At 48.4% G+C, this 22,817-nt stretch carries 23 protein-coding genes; 10 read left to right on the forward strand and 13 right to left on the reverse strand.

Annotated features, from left to right (window positions below; translation table 11 throughout):
* Positions 1 to 77 precede the first annotated feature (77 nt).
* From K4A83_RS12480 to K4A83_RS12515, 8 genes are all read right to left on the reverse strand, one after another.
* Entirely contained in the window at positions 78 to 458 is a 381-nt protein-coding gene (locus K4A83_RS12480; protein ID WP_265264900.1) for a CRISPR-associated protein Cas4, read from the reverse strand.
* Positions 459 to 583: 125 nt separating this feature from the next.
* A complete protein-coding gene (gene cas7c / locus K4A83_RS12485; RefSeq protein WP_265264901.1) occupies positions 584 to 1,708 on the reverse strand; it encodes a type I-C CRISPR-associated protein Cas7/Csd2 in 1,125 nt (374 codons plus the stop codon).
* Between the two features lie 161 nt (positions 1,709 to 1,869).
* Positions 1,870 to 3,636 carry a type I-C CRISPR-associated protein Cas8c/Csd1 gene (cas8c, locus tag K4A83_RS12490; protein ID WP_265264902.1) on the reverse strand — a complete coding sequence of 589 codons (1,767 nt, stop codon included), beginning with the start codon at positions 3,634 to 3,636 and terminating at the stop codon, positions 1,870 to 1,872.
* 3 nt (positions 3,637 to 3,639) lie between these two features.
* The gene (gene cas5c / locus K4A83_RS12495; RefSeq protein WP_265264903.1) at positions 3,640 to 4,335 is read right to left on the reverse strand and encodes a type I-C CRISPR-associated protein Cas5c; all 696 of its coding nucleotides are present in this window, start codon (positions 4,333 to 4,335) and stop codon (positions 3,640 to 3,642) included.
* A gap of 269 nt (positions 4,336 to 4,604) precedes the next feature.
* On the reverse strand, positions 4,605 to 6,896 hold the full coding sequence (cas3, locus tag K4A83_RS12500) for a CRISPR-associated helicase Cas3' (RefSeq protein WP_265264904.1): 2,292 nt from the start codon (positions 6,894 to 6,896) through the stop codon (positions 4,605 to 4,607).
* A gap of 105 nt (positions 6,897 to 7,001) precedes the next feature.
* Positions 7,002 to 7,319 (reverse strand): hypothetical protein, encoded by a 318-nt coding sequence (locus K4A83_RS12505; RefSeq protein WP_265264905.1) that lies wholly within the window; start codon positions 7,317 to 7,319, stop codon positions 7,002 to 7,004.
* 66 nt (positions 7,320 to 7,385) lie between these two features.
* The gene (locus K4A83_RS12510) at positions 7,386 to 7,670 is read right to left on the reverse strand and encodes an ArsR/SmtB family transcription factor (RefSeq protein WP_265264906.1); all 285 of its coding nucleotides are present in this window, start codon (positions 7,668 to 7,670) and stop codon (positions 7,386 to 7,388) included.
* Positions 7,671 to 7,782: 112 nt separating this feature from the next.
* Positions 7,783 to 9,096, reverse strand: a complete 1,314-nt coding sequence (locus K4A83_RS12515; RefSeq protein ID WP_265264907.1) for an NAD(P)/FAD-dependent oxidoreductase — start codon at positions 9,094 to 9,096, stop codon at positions 7,783 to 7,785.
* Between the two features lie 415 nt (positions 9,097 to 9,511).
* On the opposite strand from K4A83_RS12515, the gene K4A83_RS12520 reads away from it, so the two are divergent.
* The 3 genes from K4A83_RS12520 to K4A83_RS12530 are packed head-to-tail and all read left to right on the forward strand — an operon-like array spanning position 9,512 to position 11,820.
* Positions 9,512 to 9,904, forward strand: a complete 393-nt coding sequence (locus tag K4A83_RS12520; RefSeq protein WP_407810018.1) for a DUF302 domain-containing protein — start codon at positions 9,512 to 9,514, stop codon at positions 9,902 to 9,904.
* Positions 9,905 to 9,956: 52 nt separating this feature from the next.
* Positions 9,957 to 10,940 carry an arsenic resistance protein gene (locus K4A83_RS12525; protein WP_265264909.1) on the forward strand — a complete coding sequence of 328 codons (984 nt, stop codon included), beginning with the start codon at positions 9,957 to 9,959 and terminating at the stop codon, positions 10,938 to 10,940.
* Positions 10,941 to 10,953: 13 nt separating this feature from the next.
* Entirely contained in the window at positions 10,954 to 11,820 is an 867-nt protein-coding gene (locus K4A83_RS12530; protein ID WP_265264910.1) for an MBL fold metallo-hydrolase, read from the forward strand.
* A 157-nt stretch (positions 11,821 to 11,977) separates the two neighbouring features.
* Here the strand turns inward: K4A83_RS12530 and sfsA are convergent, their stop codons facing one another.
* Positions 11,978 to 12,709, reverse strand: coding sequence for a DNA/RNA nuclease SfsA (gene sfsA / locus K4A83_RS12535; protein ID WP_265264911.1), 732 nt, complete (start codon positions 12,707 to 12,709; stop codon positions 11,978 to 11,980).
* A gap of 128 nt (positions 12,710 to 12,837) precedes the next feature.
* On the opposite strand from sfsA, the gene dxr reads away from it, so the two are divergent.
* Together dxr and K4A83_RS12545 are read left to right on the forward strand one after the other, a co-directional pair.
* Positions 12,838 to 14,028: a 1-deoxy-D-xylulose-5-phosphate reductoisomerase gene (gene dxr, locus K4A83_RS12540; RefSeq protein WP_265264912.1), complete on the forward strand. Its 1,191-nt coding sequence runs from the start codon at positions 12,838 to 12,840 to the stop codon at positions 14,026 to 14,028.
* A gap of 73 nt (positions 14,029 to 14,101) precedes the next feature.
* Positions 14,102 to 14,320 (forward strand): hypothetical protein, encoded by a 219-nt coding sequence (locus K4A83_RS12545; protein ID WP_265264913.1) that lies wholly within the window; start codon positions 14,102 to 14,104, stop codon positions 14,318 to 14,320.
* 109 nt (positions 14,321 to 14,429) lie between these two features.
* Here the strand turns inward: K4A83_RS12545 and K4A83_RS12550 are convergent, their stop codons facing one another.
* Positions 14,430 to 14,672: a hypothetical protein gene (locus K4A83_RS12550; protein ID WP_265264914.1), complete on the reverse strand. Its 243-nt coding sequence runs from the start codon at positions 14,670 to 14,672 to the stop codon at positions 14,430 to 14,432.
* A gap of 328 nt (positions 14,673 to 15,000) precedes the next feature.
* Between K4A83_RS12550 and K4A83_RS12555 the strand changes: the two genes are divergently transcribed.
* The 3 genes from K4A83_RS12555 to speB all read left to right on the forward strand — a co-directional run bounded on the left by K4A83_RS12555 (position 15,001) and on the right by speB (position 17,688).
* Positions 15,001 to 15,366: a VOC family protein gene (locus K4A83_RS12555; protein ID WP_265264915.1), complete on the forward strand. Its 366-nt coding sequence runs from the start codon at positions 15,001 to 15,003 to the stop codon at positions 15,364 to 15,366.
* A gap of 9 nt (positions 15,367 to 15,375) precedes the next feature.
* The gene (locus K4A83_RS12560; protein WP_265264916.1) at positions 15,376 to 16,692 is read left to right on the forward strand and encodes a recombinase family protein; all 1,317 of its coding nucleotides are present in this window, start codon (positions 15,376 to 15,378) and stop codon (positions 16,690 to 16,692) included.
* A 93-nt stretch (positions 16,693 to 16,785) separates the two neighbouring features.
* Complete coding sequence (gene speB, locus K4A83_RS12565) at positions 16,786 to 17,688, forward strand: agmatinase (protein ID WP_265264930.1); 903 nt, start codon at positions 16,786 to 16,788, stop codon at positions 17,686 to 17,688.
* 150 nt (positions 17,689 to 17,838) lie between these two features.
* Here the strand turns inward: speB and K4A83_RS12570 are convergent, their stop codons facing one another.
* Positions 17,839 to 18,738 (reverse strand): polysaccharide deacetylase family protein, encoded by a 900-nt coding sequence (locus tag K4A83_RS12570; RefSeq protein WP_265264917.1) that lies wholly within the window; start codon positions 18,736 to 18,738, stop codon positions 17,839 to 17,841.
* Between the two features lie 152 nt (positions 18,739 to 18,890).
* Positions 18,891 to 19,091 (reverse strand): hydrogenase maturation nickel metallochaperone HypA, encoded by a 201-nt coding sequence (locus tag K4A83_RS12575; RefSeq protein WP_265264918.1) that lies wholly within the window; start codon positions 19,089 to 19,091, stop codon positions 18,891 to 18,893.
* Between the two features lie 231 nt (positions 19,092 to 19,322).
* Here K4A83_RS12575 and K4A83_RS12580 point away from each other — a divergent pair, with 231 nt between their 5' ends.
* Entirely contained in the window at positions 19,323 to 20,510 is a 1,188-nt protein-coding gene (locus K4A83_RS12580) for a GTPase family protein (RefSeq protein WP_407810019.1), read from the forward strand.
* Between the two features lie 156 nt (positions 20,511 to 20,666).
* On the opposite strand, the gene K4A83_RS12585 is transcribed toward K4A83_RS12580, so the two are convergent.
* Positions 20,667 to 22,196: an alanine/glycine:cation symporter family protein gene (locus tag K4A83_RS12585; RefSeq protein ID WP_265264921.1), complete on the reverse strand. Its 1,530-nt coding sequence runs from the start codon at positions 22,194 to 22,196 to the stop codon at positions 20,667 to 20,669.
* 160 nt (positions 22,197 to 22,356) lie between these two features.
* On the opposite strand from K4A83_RS12585, the gene K4A83_RS12590 reads away from it, so the two are divergent.
* On the forward strand, positions 22,357 to 22,785 hold the full coding sequence (locus tag K4A83_RS12590) for a universal stress protein (protein ID WP_265264922.1): 429 nt from the start codon (positions 22,357 to 22,359) through the stop codon (positions 22,783 to 22,785).
* Positions 22,786 to 22,817 lie beyond the last annotated feature (32 nt).

A 22,817-nucleotide genomic window follows, 5' to 3' on the forward strand; every position in this document is an offset into this window, starting at 1 on the left:
CCATTATAACACACTTAATAAAACTGGCAAGGCTCATTAAGTGTTGACGCTTCGCGGGTTACATACTGTTTTTCTTTTCATCCCCGTCCTAAAGTATCGGGGCTTTCAAGAAAACATGATCGGTAAAGCTGGATACTATTCGCCAGACGTTGGCGGCGGGGGCCAGATTTGTACTCTACGGGATAGGGGAGATCATCCTCTCCAAACTCCACCACATCGGCAATTCCCCGCCATTGGTATTTATGGGAGCAAAGAGAAAGCGATCGCTCCACCCGCACCCCATCCACCACCTCACTGGTAGCAGAATCCGCCCGCTCATGAACCCGATGTCCCCGCAATGTATAAATATTATCCTCAAAGGTTTGTTCAACATGAATTAAGGCACATTGACGGGGACAAAAAACATAATGTTGTAACACACTAATCCACAGATAATCCTCAGTATTTTGTTCACTCATCGCTATTCCGTAGGTTGACAATTTTCTAGATATGAAGCGAGGGATGTTGGGTTTCGCTCCCGCTCCACCCAACCTACAGATCCCTAACGATAACCTCCCCTTGGCGATTTTCTATAACCCGCCAATTAAACTAACTCCGTTAATGTCACCCCCTCGGGTAAATCATCCTGATTGACTACCACCTCATAATCCTTAAACGAGCGAGGCGTATTATTTGGAGACTCCACTGTAATCCGATCAAATAATTGATGAGCCGGAGCATTTCCTAACCGCTTGTCATGGGAAAAAATATACAATCCCCGTAACGCCATCAACCCTCGACTCGCGCTCCGATCTAACTCCCACATCCCTTGAATCGCCTGCCAAAATAAAGCTAAATCCTCCTCCGTTACCCCCGTTTGTTGTGCCAAAAATGGCGAAAAGAACCCAAAACCTCGATACAAACCATAGGGAATTTGCGTTTTCCGTCCCATGGTTTGTAAATTAACCCGATCCTCCTTCGCCTCCGTAACAGCCATGCGGGTAATCGACCAATCCAAGGGCAAAACCGGATCAATGGAACGAGCAAAAGTTAACTGCACCGGCCCCCGCACCTGACCCGCATTTAACCCCGTACTCATGACTGCTCCAAACATTCGCACATCATAAAAATTAGCACACATCCACTGTTTAGCCGTCTCGATATTTTTACCCGTTTTTGCAGGCTTGCCTGATTTTTTCACCAAAGCCTCAACAAATTTTTTCGCTACTTTCCAATCGCTAAATTCCTCCAAATCCTTATACTCTTCCTTCAATTCATCAGTAGAAAGTTCCCCACTATAAGTCAAAGTAGAAACAACATTATCCCCTTCCTCTTCATCTTCAATGGCAAAAGCTGAAGGTAATTCATCGGCTAAATTACGCAAAGCTGTAAGGACTTTTTCCTCTTTAATCACCTCAGAAACAGGTTCACTCACAGGCAAACCTGAACCAACATAAGCCCGGCGAATTTGCTCATTAAGAACCCCGTGGTGTTCCACAAAAATTTTCAGCCGCTCTTTTTCCGCTTCCGTTGCTTCATACTCACTATAAACTTCAACATAATTCCGCACCTTCCGTTTTAAACAAACATCCGTCACCAAACCCTGCATGGTTTCTGCATCAGTCCGAGGTAAATTACCCCCATCCGGGTCCCCATTGGGGTTGCCATCCAACACATCAAAAAGCAAAACAAAATCATGACGGCGGTTTGGATCGGTATAAATAGACATGGAATTTCTTTCCTCAATAATTACAAACAGTTCAATACAATTCAAAGCCTTTCGTAGGTTGGGTAAAGCGACAGCGCAACCCAATAATTCACCATTACCAACCTTTCAAAATTCCTAATTAATCAAAAAAGCTTGATTTTTGTCAAAAAATATGATATAAATCAGGACTTATTTTGATTCTTTTTACTCCTTGCCTGCCCATTATTATGGGCGCGTTGATGATAGTAACCCAGGGCGAAAATACTTTGTTGCTGCATCGTAAAACTATGGGGAAAATGCCCCTGATCTGGTTGGATATGACTGTAAATTTCCTCCAGTTGCAATTGTAAATTGTGATGGGCTCCAGGCTGGTTTTTCCGAATTTTGCTGAGGTGGGCCTGTGCGCCTTGGATTAACACCCCCATCACCTTCCCCGGTGTGGTGGACATAGCCCCGTAGTAGCGATCTACTAGGGTGGCGTTGATGTCTTTCCCTAATGCTGTGCGCTGGATTTGTTCCAGTTGTGCGAGTAGGCGGCCGCAGTGGTAGGCGGTGAGGTCAGGGCCTTCTAGGGGGGGCTGTAAATTCAATTCAGCCATCGATTCAGTTTCATTCATGGGGATAATTTCCTTAAACGTGAGGTAAAGCTTAATGAACGCGGCGCGGGGATGGGTCATTTTATGGTCTTGATCGACCCGAATCCGCCGCACAACACTGGCTAACAGTTCATCGGGTAGCGGTTTCCCCTGCAAGGCGGCGAAAAACAAAGCGGTGGGCATTCGGGGCAACATTTCCTTGCTCACATCCCGATAGGTAGAGGCGGCTAGGGCGTAGAGGCCAAAGAGTTTAGGATCTTCTCCCGTGGGACTCACTACCTGTTGCGCCCGAAACCACCGACCGAGGTTTTCTCGGACTTCGGCGAGGGTGATATTGAGCCAACTGCGGACGACGGTGCGGGCGTTGTTGGCGGTGAGGGCAAGGGCATAAAAGCGGTCTTGTTCCAGTTGCTCTAAGGCGGTGACATTGGGCTGTTTTTTTAGCCCCGCGATGAGGTCTTTCACTTGAGCTTGGGCCTGTTCATCACTGGGTTTATCTAAGAGGCTAAAGAGATCAAATCCTGTGGCTTCTTTTGTCCACCAGGCATAAACGGCTTTATCGCTGATGCGGAGGTGAGAATCCCGGTCTTTGAGCAGGTGATTGAGGGCTTTGGCGAAGGCTTCTCCGGCATCGCGGGAAATGGGGGAGGTGAGGGAGTTGGCGAGGCCGTAGGATTCAAAGGCCTTGGAGTTGGCGGAAACTAAGGCGGTGCCGGATGCTTGACCGCCGGGGACTCCTTTAATGGTGAAGGGGAGTCGTTGCTGGACGGGGCCATAGTGGCCGGAGACTAAACACCAGCCGAGATGTTCTGCTGCTTCTGTTCCCCCGGTATGGTTTGCCCAAAATTGCTGGATGGCGGTCAATTGGGCTTTGTCTTCGGCGGGGATGACGGGGCCGCTGGGGGTCATGACTTGAAAGGTGATGACCATGCTGGGGTCGAAGTCGGGGGGGAGGAGATGGCGATCGCGCTCCGGTTCCCAGCCATCCAAAAATTTAACAATTGCTTCAACCACTGGCAATTGAGTAGACTCAGCGCAAAGACGAGCTAGATCCTTAAACTGGGCATGACATTGGGCAATGCGATCGCGTTTTGATTTGGCTTTAGGGATTCCGAGAACATATTCCCCAGTATCAGCAAGGAGTTTGGGACTAATGCCGGAACTGCGATTAATATGGGGCAGAATTTTCGGCGCTCCCCGTTTGTTTTTTTTATCTCCCAGGGGAGTGAGGAGATCACCCCGGAGTTGACCCTCTAGGGTGAGACTAATCAGCCAACGGACAGGGGAGGGACCATACATGGCGGGGGTAGGGTCGATGCGCTGGGCATAGTCAGCGAGGGCTTTAAGGAGCATGATTTAAAGGGGTTGAGGGGGGATGGTGAGGATGCCTTGTTCTAAACGGGCTGCGAAGAAGCGAGGGCGGGCATTCCCGGAGATGATGCGACGGCCTTGGGCATCTTGTTGACGGTATTGAATGGAGCCTTTGGGGGCGGGCTGAAATTCAAGGTCATAGAGCATTAAGCCCAGTTCATCGCTGCGATTAATGGCTTGTTCTTGTCCGGTGGGGGGTTCAAAGAAGGCGCTAAATTCCCGGGTGCCGAAGTAGGGCTGATGGTGGCATTGACCGCGCTGCACTCGACGACGGAATTGGTCGCGATATTTGGCGATGTTCTCCGTAGCGTGGGCTTTTAAATAAATCTGGGCTTCGATGAGATAGGCGACATTGCGTAGACCGAGGGTATGACGTTGAGCGCGATCGCCATCGGCAAAATACCCCCCGACTCCGGTTTTTGCCCAACTCTTGGCACTACTTTCACTCTGGCAGTTATTCACTTCATTCCGCCAGATAGAGAAGTGTTGAATGGGGGTGAGGACATGGATTTTTTCGATGCGATAGCCCATTTCCGGTTTCCAGAAAATGGCTTCGAGAATCCCCCGTGCTGCGCTGGGGGTGATCACATCGTAACTAATGCGCTCTACTTTAAATTCCGGTCGGGTAAAGCAGGCAAAGTCGCCGTAGACTTTAAGCGTGAGGGGTGGACAAAGGCTCACTGTACTGATCCTTAACGAATGGGACAAGGAAAGGTGAAAAAGGAGCTTTCCTCTTTCTTCCTCTTCCGAGAAAGGGGGGATAGTAGACTAGGACGGTTTCCCTTGAACCGCCATCCCTAGGATTTAAGCAACAACCCAACGGGGCTAAATTTCGGAAATTTGGCTCAATATCCAAAGTTTACGTCACAAATTCCACGGAACAGGGAACAGGGAATAGGGAATAGGTAATAGGGAATTTCTCCCCTGCTCCCCAAGTTATTCAGCCAGCACTAAATAATCAAATCAAAGGGATCACGCTGGATGGGTTCACCTTGCCATTGAATCCCCACTAACTCATCATAGCCCCCTGTCCATTCCCACAGACCGGGAATCACTTCTTGGCGATTCTCTTCGTTTTGATTGAACTGCCAAGGGAATAGATTCACCAGATAAGCTTGTAAACGACGGCGAGTTTCTCGCCCCACCCGACCCTGAGAGCGCATCTGAGCTAAAATCTTCCCACTCTCCCCATAATTCACTACCACCGGAATGGTCTGATCTTCAATCAGGGAAAACTGAGCCACCCCCGGATAATTGAGCTTTTTCCGTTCCCCTTGAATCTCTTGGCCGGGGGAGAAATCCACCTGTTGATAGAGTTCTTGGAAATAGCGCAGAAAGAGGTCTGGGGTATGGAGGGCATCCATTTCTTCCGGACTGAGGTAGTTTTTCGCCACAGCGTAGGCCGTTTGATAGAGGCCACGGGGACTCCCTCCCTCTTGGGGTTCAAAAATAATCACCTGACCGCGATCGCGCTTTCCCTCTCGATTACACCGCCCGGCCGCTTGTACAATCCGGTCTAAGGGTGCGATCGCCCGATACACCACCGGAAAATCCAAATCTACCCCCGCCTCCACCACCTGAGTAGACACCACCCAACAGGGCAACCCCTCCGCCAAGCGTCGTTTCACCACCCCCAACACCCGCCGACGATGAGCGCCACAGAGCAACGTCGAGAGATGAAACACCCCCTCACCGGGAAACTCCGCCGCTTCTAGGGCTTCTAACACCCCTAACGCATCCTTGCGCGTATTAACAATCATTAAAGCCTGTTGAGCCGACCGTGCTTGTAAATCTGCCATTAAATCCGACCAAGACCAAGCCCCCGACCGTCGGATATAATCCACCCGTTTTAAGCGCTGGAAGTGCCTCTGAGCCTCAGCAGGCGGCACAATATCCGTAATTTGGTCAAATCCTCCTACATAGGGGTTAGTCCCCTCAAACGCGGGCTGAGTCGCCGTACAGAGAACCAGCGTCACCCCGTAATATTTCACCAACTGCCCCAACACATCCAAAATCGGATCTAAGAGAGGAATGGGCAAAGTTTGCACCTCATCCAACACAATCACACTGTTCACCAGATTATGCAGTTTCCGGCAAGGCATGGGGCGATGAGCAAACAGACTATTAAACAACTGCACCGTTGTCGTGACAATTAAAGGGGCATCCCAATTTTGCGCCACCAAACGAGCTTGAGCATAGCCAGACCGGGCATCTTCATCCCGCCAATCTTCCTTGAAGCCCTCCGGGGAAATCGCGCTGTGATGCTCTAAAACCGCCATTTCTCCCAAGGGGGCGAAAATATCCCGATAGACCTGGACCGTCTGTTCAATAATGCTGGTATAGGGTACCGCAAAAATCACCCGACGCTGACCATATTCGCAAGCATGATTTAACGCAAACGCCAAACCACTGCGGGTTTTTCCCCCTCCCGTCGGCACACAGAGCCGAAAAACCCCCGGCTTTTGTAAGGCCTGAGCGCAACAATAATCATAAACCTCCCGCCGGACTTGATTCACGGGAGTATCTGGCACCTTTTCCATCAAGGCCGCTTGTTCATGGGCTAACTGGGCTTGGAGTTGGGGCAGGGTGAGGGGAATATCCCGTTGTGCCGTCTGTTCTGGGTTAAAATGCTGTTCCGTGTCCAGATGATCCCCATCAATCAGGCAGGAAAAGAGCAAGCGCAGGAACAATTCAGCCCGCAAGGGATCCCGTTGATGGGCAGTCATCTCTTGAGCGAGAGTTGGGGGGGCTGTTAGATTAATCCCTGCCGCCTCTGCCCGTTTTAACACCTCTTGATAATCCGTCGCTGTGCGGTCAGGATTGCGCCCTTGGAGTTTGACCCCAAGTGAATCAAAAGCAGGTAGGCCGCTATGATGCCCATAAATCAGGGCGGCGAGGGGTGGAAACTCTTGGGCGGCTAACTTTGCCCCATGAATCGCATGGGGAACGGACTTGGCTTTTTTATCTCCCCGATGGCATCCTTGCAAATAGGCTTGAAAGTCGGGATTATACTTGCCTAAATCGTGCCACAGTCCCCCATAATGCCCTACCGTGGGAGCGCCCAAAAGGGTCGCAAATTCGGCCGTGCGTTGGGCTACTTGAACCAGATGGGCTTTTAAATCATGCCACTGTTGGGGACGGTTGGGGGAGGGGGTATGGGCGACAGGATGGGATGGGAGAGTCATAATTTGGGAATAGGGAAGCAGGAGGGAGGGGGAGTCAGGAGTTGCGAGTAATGTCATTGCGTTCGCGCAGCGTTCCGTAGGAAGGTACGAAGCAACTTAGTTGGGGAATTATTCCCTATTCCCTTGTTAAGTCTAGCATTCGGTTTTTTCAGCAGACCCTACTTAGAGGCAAGACTTGATCAAATCATCCAGCTTCTCTTGAATTTCTTCCATGGTTTGTTCTCCCTGACTTTCCAGCCCCATTGCCATTAATAACCGTCCCAACTGAATAGCATCATCAGGCTGCAAAATAAAGCCAATTTCTTCCACAGAATTCAAAACACAGGGCAATTTTTCTGAATTTTTAGCAGCAAAAGTAGCATGAATTTCTGAACCTAATTTAGAAACTTGTTCTCCTGTTATAGTTAGGCTAGTGATATTACTCATTAAAGTAATAGCTTGGGTTTTTAAGGGGTGAGTATGGGAAGTTTTTGAGGTCATAATTTTCCTAGGGTTGGATGTGATTTTTCTATTGAATAACTGATTTTTTACAAAAGAATTAGTTATTCATTTGGTGAGTTGCTCATGACAGAGGGCTAAAATTTCTGGATTGACAATGCGATAATAACGACAAATTCCATCTCTTCGGCAAGCCACAATTTTGGCAATTTTCAAGAGTTGTAAATGCTTAGATACATTGGCTTGATTCAGTCCGGTCATCTGACAGATCTCAGTAACGTTACGCTCCTCTTGACAAATTGCTGCTAAAATTTGTAACCGACTGGGTTCACTTAGGGTCTTAAAATGGTCAGCAAGTTGCTCAAAAATGGGGGGAGGAAGGTCGGTATTCATGACTCGATACAAAGAAGGTTAGTTTGGCAAAAATGCGAACAAAGAAAGGATAAAATACGCCATACTTGAATACAGAAAAATGAATTCAATTTGTTGATGAGCAGATTTCTATTTATCCCGAAATCGCACTCCGTAATTCTTGCTGTTCTTGGGGGGAAAGATGCTTGACTAAAGATACCCCAAATAAAAGTTGTAATCCCAATTTTTCAAACCAAGGTAAGCCCATCCCAAAGCGCATTTTGAGCATAAAATATTCTTCAAAAATGGCTTTAGTCCAATTCACCCAGGGCCCTTTCAAGGCAGTAGAATAACGGCGTTGTCCGGTGGTGGGGTCTGGAATGACGGGAACAGCCATGTATGCAATGCCTGTATTGCCAAATTCAGCGAAACAAAGGGCTTCTAGGGTGGGGGTGGTGGGTTTTGCTTGGATAATCCCTAGTTCTATAGCAATATTGTGAGCAACAGCTACGGCCATGGCTTCAGCCATTTCGCCACTTTTTGGCAGACCCATGGGGATGGGGGTTTTTTCCGGTTGGGTTAAATGGACGCTGACTCCAACAGCGTAAATTTGGGGAAATTTCGGATGATGATAGGTGGGGGTGACGGGGATAAATCCTTTCTCAGTGCCAAGTTGAGGTATGTCACGGATGAATTTTGCCCCCAGAAAAGAGGGAAGAATCATGGCATAGTCTGAGAAGATGTGTTGACCATTGCCCAGGGTGATTCGGTTGGGGTGAACTTCCGCAATTCGAGTATTATCAAGGGTTTTAATGCCTCGTTCTTCGAGTAAAGAAACGGTGAGTTCACGGGCGTTTTTCACTCCACCAACTCCTAAGTGTCCAGTGTAGGGTTCTGGGGTGATATAGGTGAGGGTGGCTTTGTCTCGGAGGCCTCTCCGTCGCAGTTCCCAGTCGGCCATCAAAATAAATTCATAGGCGGGTCCAAAACATCCGGCTTCTGGGGCGGCCCCGACGACGAGAGACCCTGGGTTTTCGAGGAACTTTAACCACCCTTGGCGGGCCTGGAGGGCGTGTTCTGGGGTACAAACGGAGTGACTATATCCCCCGTGAGGCCCAAGTCCAGGAATCGCGGCAAGGTTGAGGGATGCCCCTGTGGCAATAACGACATAATCATACTGGAGGGTTTGACCATCGGCGGTGGTGATGCGTTGGTTGTGGGGGTCGAATTGGGTGACGCGACTGGGGATGAAGTTTAAGCCATGTCGTCGGGCGAGTTTGGGGAGGTCTAATTGGACGTGGGATAAGGGTTTCAGGTCTAATGCGACGCGAATTAAACCGGGAATAAAGGTGAATTTAGACTGTTCAGAAATCAGAGTGACTTGGTGTCGGGTGGGCAGTAAGTGCCGTAATTCGTAAGCCGCAGGGAGTCCACCTAATCCTGCACCAATGACTACAACGTGCGCCATATCTATATTTCTCCTGAATTAAAGGCAATGTTGATAGGTCGGGAGACAAGATGGGTTACGGTTAACTGTCTCCTTGAGGGGTTTAAGTCTTATTTAACTAATCTACTGACTGATAATATAATAATGTTAATGAAAGCTACTGCATTTGTCAACCTTTTTTTGAGAGAGTCTGCGTCAGGGACTGAAGACGGGTGGAAAAGCCTTCTGATGGGTAAACCAAGAAGGTGGGGGACGGATGAGGCTCTCCCACCTGGCGTAGCCGAGGTAGGGGAATGCGTCGCTAATTTTGTTCAAGAAGGCGAGTGATCAAAAATTGATTATAAAACCTATTGACTAATCTACTAATTGGTTATATAAATTAATTATGGACTCTGTTGAGTCTAATCAAACTGACAACACCAAGACTTTCTCCTCTATGTATCACATCAGCAAATTTGTACCTCTTGCCTTTGATGACGCGATCGCGCAAGTCACCGAATGTTTGCAACAAGAAGGATTTGGCATCCTCACCGAAATTGACGCACAAGCTGCGTTTAAGAAAAAACTGGACGTTGACTTCCGCAAGTACCGTATTTTAGGGGCCTGTCACCCCCAAATTGCCTACCAGATGCTGCAAACCGATGATAAAGCCGGAACCTTGTATCCTTGCAATGTTGTGGTACAAGAACACGAGGATGGTCAAGTTGAAATTTCTGCCATTGAACCCCTCATGATGTTTTTAAGTTTGCATAGTCCCAAGGCGAAGGAGATTGCCCTGGAAGCGAGTCAAAAAATGCAAGCGGTGATGTCTCGTTTACCAGAAATGTAAATTTTCCTGGAGCATTCTGTTCCTTAGATACCCCTTTTCTCTTCATTCTGCCATGTGGAAATTTTTATTTGCCCTTCAACAAAACTTGATTTGGTCTATTCCCATTAGTATGATCGCGGGGATCATTTTTGGTCTGGTGGTCGATCCTTCGTTCTTAAAAGCGGGAATTATTCCTCTGACCTTCCTCATGGTGTATCCCATGATGATTAATTTACAACTCAATAAAGTCTTTATGGGAGGGAGTCTTCGCCTACAATTAGTCACCCAATTGATTAATTTTGGCATTATTCCCTTTCTGGCTTTTGGGTTAGGAAAAATTTTCTTTCCCGACCAGCCATTAATTGCTCTAGGACTGCTCCTCACTTCCTTATTGCCTACCAGTGGCATGACCATTTCTTGGACAGGATTTGCGAAAGGGAATCTGAATGCTGCAATTCAAATGACTGTCATTGGACTCATTGCAGGATCTTTAGCCACTCCTTTCTATGCAAAATGGTTGATGGGAACTGTGATTGAAATTCCCTTACTGGATGTTTTCAAACAAATTGTCATTATTGTTTTTCTCCCGATGTTATTAGGTTTTGTCACGAAACAAGTCCTCATCGCAACCGTGGGAGAAAGTAAATACAATAAAAACTTGAAACAAAAATTTCCCGTTTTCTCCACTATCGGCGTTTTAGGAATTGTCTTTGTTGCCTTAGCATTAAAATCTCAATCGATTGTCTCTCATCCCGCCAATTTGTTGACTTATTTTGTTCCCTTAATTCTGATTTATGGCATTAACTTTATCTTGAGTACCGTTGTGGGTAAAGCTTTATTTGAACGAGGAGATGCGATCGCGCTGGTTTATGGCACTGTCATGCGAAACCTCTCCATTGCTCTCGCCATTGCCATTAGCGTCTTTGGAACCCAAGGAGCAGAAATTGCCCTGATCATTGCCATGGGGTATATCATCCAAGTGCAAGCCGCCGCCTGGTATGTCAAATTAACCGATCGCATCTTTGGCGCGCCTCTCCCTGAAGTTGAAATGAGTTAAAGAGACTCTCCCCATGATTTCCTCCCTAGCCCTCACCGTTTTAGTCGAAAATACAGTGAACAGACCTGGACTCCTGGCAGAACACGGTTTGTCGATCCTCGTCGAAGTCCCAGAACTCCCCCTGCGTTTGCTGTGGGATACCGGGCAAGGTCAAGTCTTGCTGCACAATGCCCGACAGTTAGGCATCTCCTTGGATGATTTAGACGCGATCGCACTCAGTCATGGCCACTACGACCACACCGGGGGACTCCTCTCCCTCCTCTCTCATCATCCCCCCCAACGTCTATATCTCCATCCTGATGCCTTGAAGCCCAAATATAGTCCGAGGGGCAATATTGGCAGTCCTCTCAATGAAGCCCAACTCCAAGAGTGGGGTTGTTCCATCCTCTGGACCTCAACCCCTACCCCTCTAGCTCCCGGCATTCATCTAACCGGTCCCATTCCCCGACAACACCCCCTAGAGGATGCCGGAGGGCAATTTTGGCAAGACTCCACCCAGGAAACCCCAGACTCCCTCTGGGATGATCAGGCGCTCTTTCTGGAAACCCAACAGGGAATAGTCGTGATTCTAGGCTGCGCCCATGCAGGGGTGATCAATACCCTCAACTATATTGCCCAACTCACCGGACAACAGACCGTTTATGGAGTTATTGGTGGAATGCACCTCCTCAATGCCTCTCCGGAACGCATTCAAGCTACCCTAGAAGCCTTAGCCCAATACCAAGTCCAGATCGTTGGCGCGAATCACTGTACCGGAATCCACGCGATCGCCGCCCTACAATACCAAGGACGCGGAATTTATTATCCCTGTAGCGTCGGAACCCACCTCCTCCTGCCCAATCTTGACAAGTTAAGGCTTTTCTCCTCTTGTCAAGGTTAGATCCTATTCCCGATTCCCCAACTTTGACCAGTTAAGCTTGTGTACATTTTGTCAAGTCCCATAAATAGCGTTTCATAAATTTGACAACGCTATTTATGGGGTATTCAATTTCGGACACAACCGCATTTTCCCGACTCCCCGAGTTATTCAGCAGAGCCTAGAGTAATAATTCTGCTAAACCTAAGAAATAAAGCCCTTCAGGAGTGACTTGAAAACGATAGGGATAAACTTCTACCCCTTGATGATAGGCCTGACGCAGTAACTCCCCATACTTCGGGTCGGTACTATCACCGGGGGCAAATTGTTCACAGTCTCCCCGATTAATAAAATACACAATCGCGGCCTTGGCTTCTCCTAATACGCCCATTAAATCCCCGAGGTGTTTTTGTCCTCGGGTGGTGACTGTATCGGGAAAAACGGCAATCTGTCCCTGAGTCCAGGTGACGTTTTTCACTTCTAAATAAAGGGGGGGGTGATCTTCTGTGGAGGTGAGGAGAAAATCTACGCGACTTTTACCTTGGCTACCATATACGACTTCTCGCCGGACGGTATCATACCGGGAGGCAAGTTCTGGGAGTTGTTTTTGTTCGAGGAGCGATCGCATTACCCGATTGGGTAAACCTGTATTGACTCCTACCCATGTCGTCTGTGGATGCTCCACTTGAATCATTTCCCAAGTATAGGCTAGCTTCCGTTTGGGGTTATCACTGCGCGATACTTGCACTAGACTCCCCACAGTACAAACATCCGTCATCGGTCCGGTATTGGGACAGTGAGCGGTAATCACTTCCCCCGAGGTCAGTTCAATCTCAGCAAAAAACCGTTTGTAGCGTCGGACTAAAATTCCCGCTTCTAAGGGGGGATAGGTATAAATCAGGGGGGAGGACATGAAGACCAAAAATTCAGGTTCAATATCTCTGCATTCTACCCCCTTCGGTTATCCGAAAACCTGACATAATCCCCCTTAATAATCTAAAGTGATTATTAAATTCTTTTGAGTAAAGGTTATAAAAATCAGTGAAAGCTATAACAATTCTTGGTTCAACGGGGTCTATCGGCACCCAAACCCTTGATATTGTCCAGCAATATCCTGAACAATTCCGGGTGGTGGGATTAGCGGCCGGTCGCAATGGGGAATTATTGGCCGAACAAGTGCGCCAGTATCGCCCGGAAATTGTGGCAATTCAAGATGAGTCTAAGTTAGAGGAGTTACAAGAGGCGATCGCCACTCTAGATTATACCCCCATTGTTTTATCGGGACAGGGAGGCGTGGTCGAAGTCGCCCGCTATGGAGACGCGGAAAGCGTTGTCACGGGGATTGTCGGCTGTGCGGGACTCTTACCCACCCTAGCGGCCATTGAAGCGGGAAAAGATATCGCCCTGGCTAACAAAGAAACCCTTATCGCAGGGGGTCCGGTGGTCTTACCCCTCGTGGAAAAACATCAAATCAAACTCCTCCCGGCCGATTCTGAACATTCCGCCATTTTCCAATGTTTACAAGGGGTTCCCGAGGGGGGCCTACGCAAAATCATTTTAACCGCCTCTGGGGGCGCATTCCGGGATCTTCCTGTGGAACAGTTAGCCCAGGTGACGGTGGCCGATGCCCTGAAACATCCTAACTGGTCAATGGGGCGTAAAATTACCATTGACTCGGCCACCTTGATGAATAAGGGTTTAGAAGTTATTGAAGCTCATTATCTCTTTGGGGTCGATTACGACGACATTCAAATTGTTATCCACCCTCAAAGTATTATTCACTCTCTGATTGAAGTTCAAGATACCTCGGTTTTAGCCCAATTGGGCTGGGCGGATATGCGTTTACCCCTGTTATATGCCCTCTCCTATCCTGAACGCATTCACACCAACTGGGAACCTTTAGATTTAGTCAAAATCGGCAGCTTAACCTTCCGAGAACCGGATCATCATAAGTACCCCTGTATGCGTTTAGCCTACGAGGCGGGACGGATTGGGGGGGCAATGCCTGCGGTTCTCAATGCAGCCAATGAACAAGTTGTGGCGTTATTTTTAGAGGAAAAAATCCGCTTTTTAGAGATTCCCCGTTTAATTGAACAAGTGTGCGATCGCTTTTCTGCCCACAACACCACCCACCCCACCCTAGAAGACATTCTAGAAGCCGATCGTTGGGCAAGGCAAGAAGCCTTAGAAATGATGAAAACCCTAGAAAATCCCCTAGTCTCTGTGGGGTAAACCCTCTCGGAGCGCCGAAACACCATGAAAAACACAATTATCAGTTATCAATTGCCCCTTCCCATACCGTCCCATGCCCACTGATTTAATTGTCCTCATTGCTGCTTTACTCATTACTTGGCTAGTTTTCACTTGGTTAGTCAAAGTGTTAAAAGCTAGTGTGAAAACTGCCCTCGTGATTGCCGGAGTCGTGCTATTGTTACAATTTTTCTTCGGCATTGACCCCCAAGAACTCTGGCGACAAATTACGGAACTGCCGCAAATTCTTCAATCTCTGTTCAATCCTGAATAATCTCTCACGACAAAATAAAGTCCGCCGAAGCGGACTTGTAATATCTAATGCTAAAGTGGTTTTGAACTTCAGGATGTTATGGTGAGTCTGATTTCCCTCTCTCCTTGGATTACGAACTCGCGCAAGAAATGGCTGAGATTTCATCAACAATTTGGATATGACCTAAACGAATACCCCGCAGCAAACGATCAATATATAATCGTTCATCCTGACCTAACGAGTTCCCTAAAAGTGCTGCCATTAAACCATAACGGTCAGCTAAAGTAAGTTTTCCAGATTCGCTAACTTGAGCATACAAGTCGGAAAAAGCGCCTGGCAGGAGCAGGGGAAAGTCACTGCTTATTTTGTTCATCACAGTTCCCCTTTGATGTTATAATAAGGTTTTGCATTTTCAAACCTGCAACCCCCGGACAGTAGGGCTAAAGACCTTACAGGTTCAAATTAGAACCGGAAATTAGAACCTGATCAGATAACACGGTTTAAAAATTTTGTACCTTATATAAATTATTTCTTAAGGTTGACAAAAAACTTGTGATATGGGGCTGAATCTCTTGTGATTATTGTCAGAATCACCTGTGATCTCAATCACTGCTTTTGCTACTATTGAAAGCTGTCCCCAAATCATCAGGAGAGGGGAGGGAGTTAGACCGTTCAGAGGAAGGTTGTTGAGGAACTTGGTGATGAAGATTTTAGAATGTTTACACACGGCGATATTAGTATCCGATTTAGAGCGAGCGCAAGACTTTTATCAGGGAATTCTCGGTCTTGCGCCAGTGGATCGGGTGCTAAAGTTTCCGGGAATTTGGTATCAAGTGGGTCAGTATCAAATTCATTTGATTGTGAGTCCAGATTTTCAAGCCTCATTACAGGAGGAGGCTAAATGGGGGCGCAATAGTCATATTGCCTTCTCAGTGGACGATTTAGAGGCACTGGCGAAGGGTTTAGAGGCCCAGGGGTATAGTTATCAAAAAAGCGCCTCGGGACGGGCGGCGCTGTTTGTTCGAGACCCCGATGGGAATGTTGTGGAAGTGAGTCAAAGTGCCTGAACCATTGCCATGAGAATTGTGGCTTATCTCTATAGCAACCTGTTGTTAGAAACGCCCCCAGAGGAGGAGATTTGGGGGCTGGAAGTGGATCAGGTTTATCAGGATGTGGGGATGGGGGAGTCTCGGCCACAACTGGAGAGTTTATTAGAGGAGAGTGGGATTAATCCACCCGATTATCTACTGGTGCGACGCTTGGCGGAGTTAGGAGAGGACTTAGAAAGTGTGGGTCGTGCGATCGCCCTTTTAGAAAGCTACGGCGTGGAAATCATCGTCACCGAAGACGTTTACACCACCTCCTCCCCTCCCCCCAAAGCCGCCTTACTGCAACTGTTAGCCCACCTGCAACGAGAACAACGGAGTCGTCGTCTACGGCAAGGTCACGCCCGCAACCGTCTCCAAGCCCTGCCTCCACCCGGAAAAGCCCCCTATGGCTACCGTCGGGGCAAAGACCGCTATATTTTAGACCGTAGCACCGCCCCCGTGGTCAAAGACTTTTTTGAACGCTTTCTGCTCTTTGGTTCCCTGCGCGGTGCCGTGCGGTATCTTGAGAAAAAATACGGCAAAAAAATTGCCGTTTCCACCGGAAGACGCTGGTTAACCCATCCCGTCTATCGGGGCGATACCGCCTACCGCAACGGCGAGATTATCCCCCAAACCCACACCCCCCTAATTTCCTCCGAAGAAGCCGCCCAGATTGACCGTTTATTGCGTCGTAACCGCCCTTTAGCCCCCCGCAGCGCCAGCGCCCCCCGTTCCCTAGCGGGTTTAGTCTTCTGTTCCCATTGTCAATCCCCCACCACCATCACCCGCGTTACAAGTCGGGGCAAGTCCTCAGAGTATCTCTATTTACGCCCCCTCCACTGTCCCCAGCACCCCAAGTGTAAAGCCTTCCCCTATCAGGAAATTCTCAAATTCACAATTCAGCGCATTTGTCAAGACCTTCCCGCCGCCATTGCCGCCGCCCAAAGCACAGCCCCCCCCAGCCCAAAAGCCGCCATTCAAGGGGACATTGCCCGCAAGGAGGAGATATTAGCCCAACTGACCCAACTCGAAGCGACGGGGATTTTAGATCGAGATACGGCCAATTGGCGACGGTATCAGTTACGGAACGAAATCGCCCAACACCAAGCCCAATTAGCCCAACTGCCTCCGGAAAACCTACAAAATATTGCCCAAGCTGTATCCTTGCCCCAGTTTTGGCTTGATTTATCCGAGGCCGAACGTCGTTTTTATTTCCGGGAATTCTTGGAGCAGATTGAGGTAGTGCGGGGAGAAAATGGGGCGTGGGAGGTGGAATTACTGTTTATTTTCCGTCGAATTCCCTAGTTTTGGTCTGTTGTGGCTTGTGAACTTCAATGAGGCTCAGAAATGAGAAAATGAGAGGATTCACCTCGGTTACAGGGTAGGTTTGTGACAACTATGCAAATTTCTGAGTATTCCATTCCCTTCATTGGCGAAGAAAGTCAAGCCCCTTACAAACAGGCTAAGGTGGTATTGTTGCCTGTTCCCTATGAATTGACGACAACCTACCGCAAAGGCTGTGAAACCGGACCAGAGGCGATTTTAGCGGCCACGGATCAACTGGAATTTTATGATGTGGAGTTGGGCAAAGAGGTAGTCTTTGAGACGGGGGTTTTTGTCCATGATGCGATCGCCGATACCCGACAACCCCATCATCAGTTAACCCCTGATTTAATGGTGGAAGAGGTGAAAGCCAAGATTTCTCATCTATTTGCCGATGGGAAGTTTGTGATCACCTTGGGGGGAGAGCATGGCATTACGGCGGGTGTAGTAGCAGGTTATCAACAGGTTTTAAGTGAACCCTTTACAGTCGTTCAGATTGATGCTCACGGGGATATGCGCCACAGCTATCACGGGTCAATTTATAATCATGCTTGCGTCATGCGGCGAGTCTTAGAAATGGGTTTACCCACCTTACCCGTAGCCATTCGCAGTATTTGCCAAGAGGAAGCGGATTTAATTGCTGAGAAAGACATTCCGGTAATTTGGGCCCATGAGATTGTTCAGTCACCGGGGGATTGGATTGAAAAGGCGATCGCACAAATCCAAACCCCTCGCGTCTTTATCACCATAGACCTCGATGGCATGGATCCCGCTTGTATGCCCGGTGTTGGCACCCCTCAACCCGGCGGCCTCGACTGGTATCAACTCACCGCCTTTTTACGCCAAGTATTTTTGACCCATGAAGTGATTGGCTGTGATGTCATGGAATTAGCTCCCCTTACAGAATCAGTCGTTTCTGAGTTCACAGCCGCCAAATTAGTGCATAAGTTAATCGGTTACTATAGCGATTCTAAATAGGGTTCGTAGTTGCGCTTGGGCGCCCAATCGGGAGTCGGGAATCGGGAGTCGGGGAATTAAGAATTATTCCCTATTCCCTATTACCTATTCCCTAGCCCCACGAGTAGAGTTATATGCCTAACGGCACGCTTCGCGTACAGCAAGCCCTAGTCAATCTTGCCCTTGTAATTCCAACAATTGGGGAACCGTAACAAACTCATAACCTTGTTGACGCAAACCCTCAATAATTTTAGGCAAAGCCGCCACCGTTGTCCGATGATCTCCTCCCCCATCATGTAACAACACAATTCCCCCCGGAGTAGCATCCTTAAGAACCGTTTCTGCTATCACTTCCGCCGGAGGTTGAGGGTTACTATCGGGGGCAATTTGTGACCACATGACAATCCCATAGCCCTGTTTTTTGGCATAATCCGCCACACCATTATTTAACACTCCCCCCGGAGGACGAAAAAGCATCGTTTTCATCCCCGTAATGTCATAAATCATTTTCGCGGTGTCGTCTACTTCTTGGGCGGCTTCAGTGGGACTCATGCGATGATAGCGATGATTGACAGTATGATTGCCAATAGCATGACCTGCGGCGACCACTTTTCTCGCCGTTTCTGGGTACATTTGCAACGCTTGTCCTATCCAGAAAAAGGTCGCTTTAATGTTATTTTGTTCTAGGATATTCAGAACTTCCTCAGTCTGAGTTCCCCAAGGGCCATCATCAAACGTTAGAGCAATTACCTTGTCAGATTTTGCCCAATTATTCCCGTAAATGACCTGACCTTGGAAACGGCTAGGTATGCTAATAATAAACCAAGAATCTGCATCACTCCACTGATTAAAAACAGAAGTTAACCCATCTCCAGCAGTCGGAATATTAGCCGACTTAAAAGGTCGAGAAATGGTAGAGTTTAGGCGAGGTAGAACAGTAAATCCCAAGGCTAAGATACCCAATCCTAAACCCAGACCTAAGAGATTCTTTCCCGACAGAATAGAGGTTTTTTTGCGTTTAATCCGATAGGGGTCTGACCATCTGCTGCGTCGTGTCCCGTAGGTTTTCATAAACTTTCGCTTGTGCCTCCAAGATAGTGCGGAAAATAAGGGGGATAGCTCACTCACTCGTTCTGCTCAAATCCCCTGCCCGAGTTGGATTAAAGAAACCCGGTTTCTAGAAGCAGGGCGATTTAAGGGGATTTGACATCATGACTCAAGAGTTAGCCATCAGGAAATTGCCAACAGGCGATATATTCTAACTTCTGGCTCTGACAAGCTGGGCAGGACACATTTCGATGAGAATCAACCCATTCTTCTCCGCAGTCGCGACAATGACAGAAAATATTATGGCGGTTGGCGATCGCGATTTTTTGCCGCCATTCTGCAAAGATGGCTTGATCGGAGTTGGAAAATTCGCTCATGATAGAAGACTCCCTGAGTTGGAGAAAGTTGCTGGGTGGGTTAAGGGGTTGTTTGGTTATAACAGGGGATGGAGGGAGTTGTAGCGATGCGTCATTTTTCGTCACAATTAGAGAAAAAGCACGTAGATTAATTTTATGACAGAAGAACCTGTGAGCAATGTTCCTGAAACGGTGGAAGAAGATGGCGAGGGGAAAATCAAGCCTCGTCAGGGGCGTTTAGAGGCTTTTGGGATGCGTGTGGGGGAGTTTTTAGGCAATACAACTCAGGTGGCTCAACGAACGTTACGCTGGTTTACGGTGAGTGAGGAACGGGTGGCGGAAATTTTGGCGGCTGTGCGGGAGGAGTTACCTACGACGGAGGCGCTGTTAATTGGTAAACCTCAAGCGGGGAAAAGTTCCATTGTGCGGGGGTTAACGGGGGTTTCGGCGGAAATTGTCGGGCAGGGGTTTCGTCCCCATACCCAAAATACTCAACGTTATGCCTATCCGTCGGAGGAGCTTCCGTTATTGATTTTTACCGATACGGTGGGTTTAGGGGATATTAATCAGAATACGGAGGGGTTGATTGATGAGTTGCTGGGGGATTTGGCGCAGGAGACGAAACGGGCGCGGGTGCTAATTTTGACGGTGAAAATTAATGATTTTGCGACGGATACGTTACGACAGATTGGGGAAAGGTTACGGAAACAGTATCCGATGGTGCCTTGTGTGTTGGCGGTGACTTGTCTCCATGAGGTGTATCCGGGGGCGCTGGTGGAGCATCCGCCCTATCCGCCGGATTTGCCGGAGGTGGAGCGGGTTTTGACGGCGATTCAAGGGGATTTTGCGGGGTTATGCGATCGCACTGTCTTACTGGATTTTACCCTAGAAGAAGATGGCTTTACCCCGGTGTTCTACGGTTTGGAGGCCTTGCGGGATACCTTGGCGGATCTGTTGCCAGAAGCGGAAGCTAAGGCGATCTATCAGTTGTTGGATGAGGGGGCGGGGGAACAGTTGGGGACTCTTTACCGGGATGTGGGGCGGCGCTATATCTTGGCGTTTTCGGTGATGGCGGCGACGGTGGCGGCTGTCCCGTTACCCTTTGCGACGATGCCTGTTTTAACGACGTTGCAGGTGTCTTTAGTGGGGGTTTTAGGGCAATTATACGGTCAAACGCTCACGCCTTCTCAAGCGGGGGGTGTGGTCAGTGCGATCGCCGGAGGATTTTTAGCCCAAGCCATTGGCCGTGAGTTAATTAAGTTTATCCCCGGTCTAGGCAGTGTGGTTGCGGCCTCCTGGGCCGCTGCCTATACTTGGGCGTTAGGGGAGGGCGCTTGTGTTTATTTTGGCGATTTGATGGGGGGGAAAAAACCGGATCCCCAAAAGATTCAAGGGGTGATGCGGGAGGCGTTTGATGCCGCAAAGCAACGGTTTAATTGAAATCCCCAAAAGAAGGATTCCTGTTTGTCCTGTGGAATGTCGCAGGTTTGGATCTCCATGTAACAACAAAAAACGTGGCGACATTAAAAAAAAACACCCCCTTTTCTTATACAGGAGTGGTTTAGATGAAAAAGTGGCCTGACTATGATTAAGTTTTTAAGATTGACCGGGGGTGTAGGTTCTCATTTCTCCTGAGTCTAAACGGTTCATATAATCTTTTAAATCCCGCCACACTTTGCCCGAGAGGAAATAAGCACCAATGAGGTTAGGGAAGGCCATGGCTAATAACATCCCATCACTAAAATCAATCACTGGACCGGGGGCGGCAATTGACCCTAAGAAGGTGGCAAAGAGGAAGAGAACTTTATAAACAATCATGACTCGTCCTCCGGTGAGATAGTCCCAACAGCGCTCGCCATAGTAGCCCCAAGAAATCATAGTCGAGAAGGCAAAGAGGAAAACGGCGATCGCTAAAATGGCCGGAAACCAAGGAATCGCACTACCAAAGGCGGCTGAGGTCAATTCGGCACCGGCTCCCTGTTGACGCAAGTCTTCAAAAGCCGGATCATTATAAGCCCCGGTAATGACAATGACGAGGGCGGTCATATTACAAACCAAAACGGTATCAATAAAGGGTTCTAATAAGGCGACAATGCCCTCCCGCACCGGTTCCTCGGTTTTGGCGGCGGAGTGGGCGATCGCCGCGGAGCCAATCCCGGCCTCGTTGGAAAAGGCGGAACGTCTTAATCCTTGGGCAATGACCCCCACAATGCCCCCTTGTACTGCTTGGGGATTAAAGGCTTCTGTAACAATAGTGGCGATCGCACCGGGAATTGCTGTAATATTCACCAGCAGGATAAACAACGCCGCCACCACATATAAACCACACATGGCCGGCACCACAGCCCCAGCCACCTGACCAATGCGTTCCACCCCCCCAATAATCACCAACCCCACTAAACCCGCGAGAATCAAACCATAGAGCCAAGGGGGGAGAAAGGGTAAAATGCGAGAAACCGCCCCATAGGACTGGTTGGCCTGAAACATATTTGCCCCCCCAAAAGCCCCAAAGATACAAAACACAGAAAAAACAATGGCCAATACTCTCCCCAAAGTCCCTTGACCCATTTCCGCTAAACCTCGGGACAGATAACGCATCGGACCACCGGAAATTGTGCCATCGGGATTCACCACCCGGTACTTTTGCCCGAGGGTACATTCAACAAATTTACTGGTCATACCGAAGAGTCCCCCCACCGTCATCCAGACTACTGCACCGGGGCCTCCCACACTGACGGCGATCGCAACCCCCGCAATATTCCCCAATCCCACCGTCGCCGACAAGGCCGTTGCCAACGCCTGAAAATGGGACACTTCCCCCTCATCTTCGGGATCATCATACTTCCCTCGCACCACATCCACCGCGTGCTTAAAAGCCCGAATATTGATAAACTTCATGCGGATCGTGAAAAACACCGCCCCCGTAATCAGCCACAGCACAATAAACGGAAATCCTGTCCCCGCATCAAACAACAAAACCCCAAAAACTACATTATTGACCAACCAAGTGAAACCCTCACTCAGGCTGTCCAAAAGCCCCGGCGTTGCGGTACCATCTTGAGCTAAGGCCGAAACCTGAGTTCCCACCAGCACCAAGACAAAATAAATCCATAGTTTACGTCTCATTCGGCAATTGATACGTCATGTATTGATAACAACGCTCCCAAAATAACCACCTTTTTGACCAGAAAGTGTTAATCATAAACATTTTTTTTACAAAATCTATGATATACAATTAAATTATTATTTAAGCAAATAGGCAAAAGTAAAACAAAAATCATTACTTATGAGTTTATTTACCACCGATCGCGTCCTCGTTCCCATTGACTTTTCAGACGAGTCCTTTCAAACCCAAGCAGAAACCTTAGACTTTGTACAAGATCCCACCCAGCTCCATATTATTCATGTTCTCCCCCATCTCAACCCCGCAGAACCCGGCATGGCTTGGGGAACAATTGATGATCAAACTCGCAAAGAAAATGTTTTAAAACATCTTCATAGTCGTTTACCCAATGCAGAACAAGAGGGGGTAACTTTTCATGTTGCTGTAGGAGATCCCAGTTCAGAAATTATTGACTATGCCAAAGCTCAAAACATCACCTTAATTGTCATTTCTTCTCATGGCTTTAGTGGCTTAAAACGCTTTTTATTAGGGTCAGTCGCTGAACGAATTGTCCGCCATGCCCCTTGTCCTGTTTTAGTCAGAAGGCATTAATCAAAATCCACTCCCACAACAGGAAGAAAACG

It is taken from the genome of Spirulina subsalsa FACHB-351 (assembly GCF_026130165.1).
Taxonomy (GTDB): Bacteria; Cyanobacteriota; Cyanobacteriia; order Cyanobacteriales; family Spirulinaceae; genus Spirulina_A; species Spirulina_A subsalsa_A.

Coding starts and splice junctions, on each gene's coding strand:
- K4A83_RS12480 (WP_265264900.1), bottom strand. CDS start 458: ATGAGTGAACAAAATACTGAGGATTATCTGTGGATTAGTGTGTTACAA.
- cas7c (WP_265264901.1), bottom strand. CDS start 1,708: ATGTCTATTTATACCGATCCAAACCGCCGTCATGATTTTGTTTTGCTT.
- cas8c (WP_265264902.1), bottom strand. CDS start 3,636: ATGCTCCTTAAAGCCCTCGCTGACTATGCCCAGCGCATCGACCCTACC.
- cas3 (WP_265264904.1), bottom strand. CDS start 6,896: ATGACATTACTCGCAACTCCTGACTCCCCCTCCCTCCTGCTTCCCTAT.
- K4A83_RS12505 (WP_265264905.1), bottom strand. CDS start 7,319: ATGACCTCAAAAACTTCCCATACTCACCCCTTAAAAACCCAAGCTATT.
- K4A83_RS12510 (WP_265264906.1), bottom strand. CDS start 7,670: ATGAATACCGACCTTCCTCCCCCCATTTTTGAGCAACTTGCTGACCAT.
- K4A83_RS12515 (WP_265264907.1), bottom strand. CDS start 9,096: ATGGCGCACGTTGTAGTCATTGGTGCAGGATTAGGTGGACTCCCTGCG.
- K4A83_RS12520 (WP_407810018.1), top strand. CDS start 9,512: ATGTATCACATCAGCAAATTTGTACCTCTTGCCTTTGATGACGCGATC.
- K4A83_RS12525 (WP_265264909.1), top strand. CDS start 9,957: ATGTGGAAATTTTTATTTGCCCTTCAACAAAACTTGATTTGGTCTATT.
- K4A83_RS12530 (WP_265264910.1), top strand. CDS start 10,954: ATGATTTCCTCCCTAGCCCTCACCGTTTTAGTCGAAAATACAGTGAAC.
- sfsA (WP_265264911.1), bottom strand. CDS start 12,709: ATGTCCTCCCCCCTGATTTATACCTATCCCCCCTTAGAAGCGGGAATT.
- K4A83_RS12545 (WP_265264913.1), top strand. CDS start 14,102: ATGCCCACTGATTTAATTGTCCTCATTGCTGCTTTACTCATTACTTGG.
- K4A83_RS12550 (WP_265264914.1), bottom strand. CDS start 14,672: ATGAACAAAATAAGCAGTGACTTTCCCCTGCTCCTGCCAGGCGCTTTT.
- K4A83_RS12555 (WP_265264915.1), top strand. CDS start 15,001: ATGAAGATTTTAGAATGTTTACACACGGCGATATTAGTATCCGATTTA.
- K4A83_RS12560 (WP_265264916.1), top strand. CDS start 15,376: ATGAGAATTGTGGCTTATCTCTATAGCAACCTGTTGTTAGAAACGCCC.
- speB (WP_265264930.1), top strand. CDS start 16,786: ATGCAAATTTCTGAGTATTCCATTCCCTTCATTGGCGAAGAAAGTCAA.
- K4A83_RS12570 (WP_265264917.1), bottom strand. CDS start 18,738: ATGAAAACCTACGGGACACGACGCAGCAGATGGTCAGACCCCTATCGG.
- K4A83_RS12575 (WP_265264918.1), bottom strand. CDS start 19,091: ATGAGCGAATTTTCCAACTCCGATCAAGCCATCTTTGCAGAATGGCGG.
- K4A83_RS12580 (WP_407810019.1), top strand. CDS start 19,323: ATGCGTGTGGGGGAGTTTTTAGGCAATACAACTCAGGTGGCTCAACGA.
- K4A83_RS12585 (WP_265264921.1), bottom strand. CDS start 22,196: ATGAGACGTAAACTATGGATTTATTTTGTCTTGGTGCTGGTGGGAACT.
- K4A83_RS12590 (WP_265264922.1), top strand. CDS start 22,357: ATGAGTTTATTTACCACCGATCGCGTCCTCGTTCCCATTGACTTTTCA.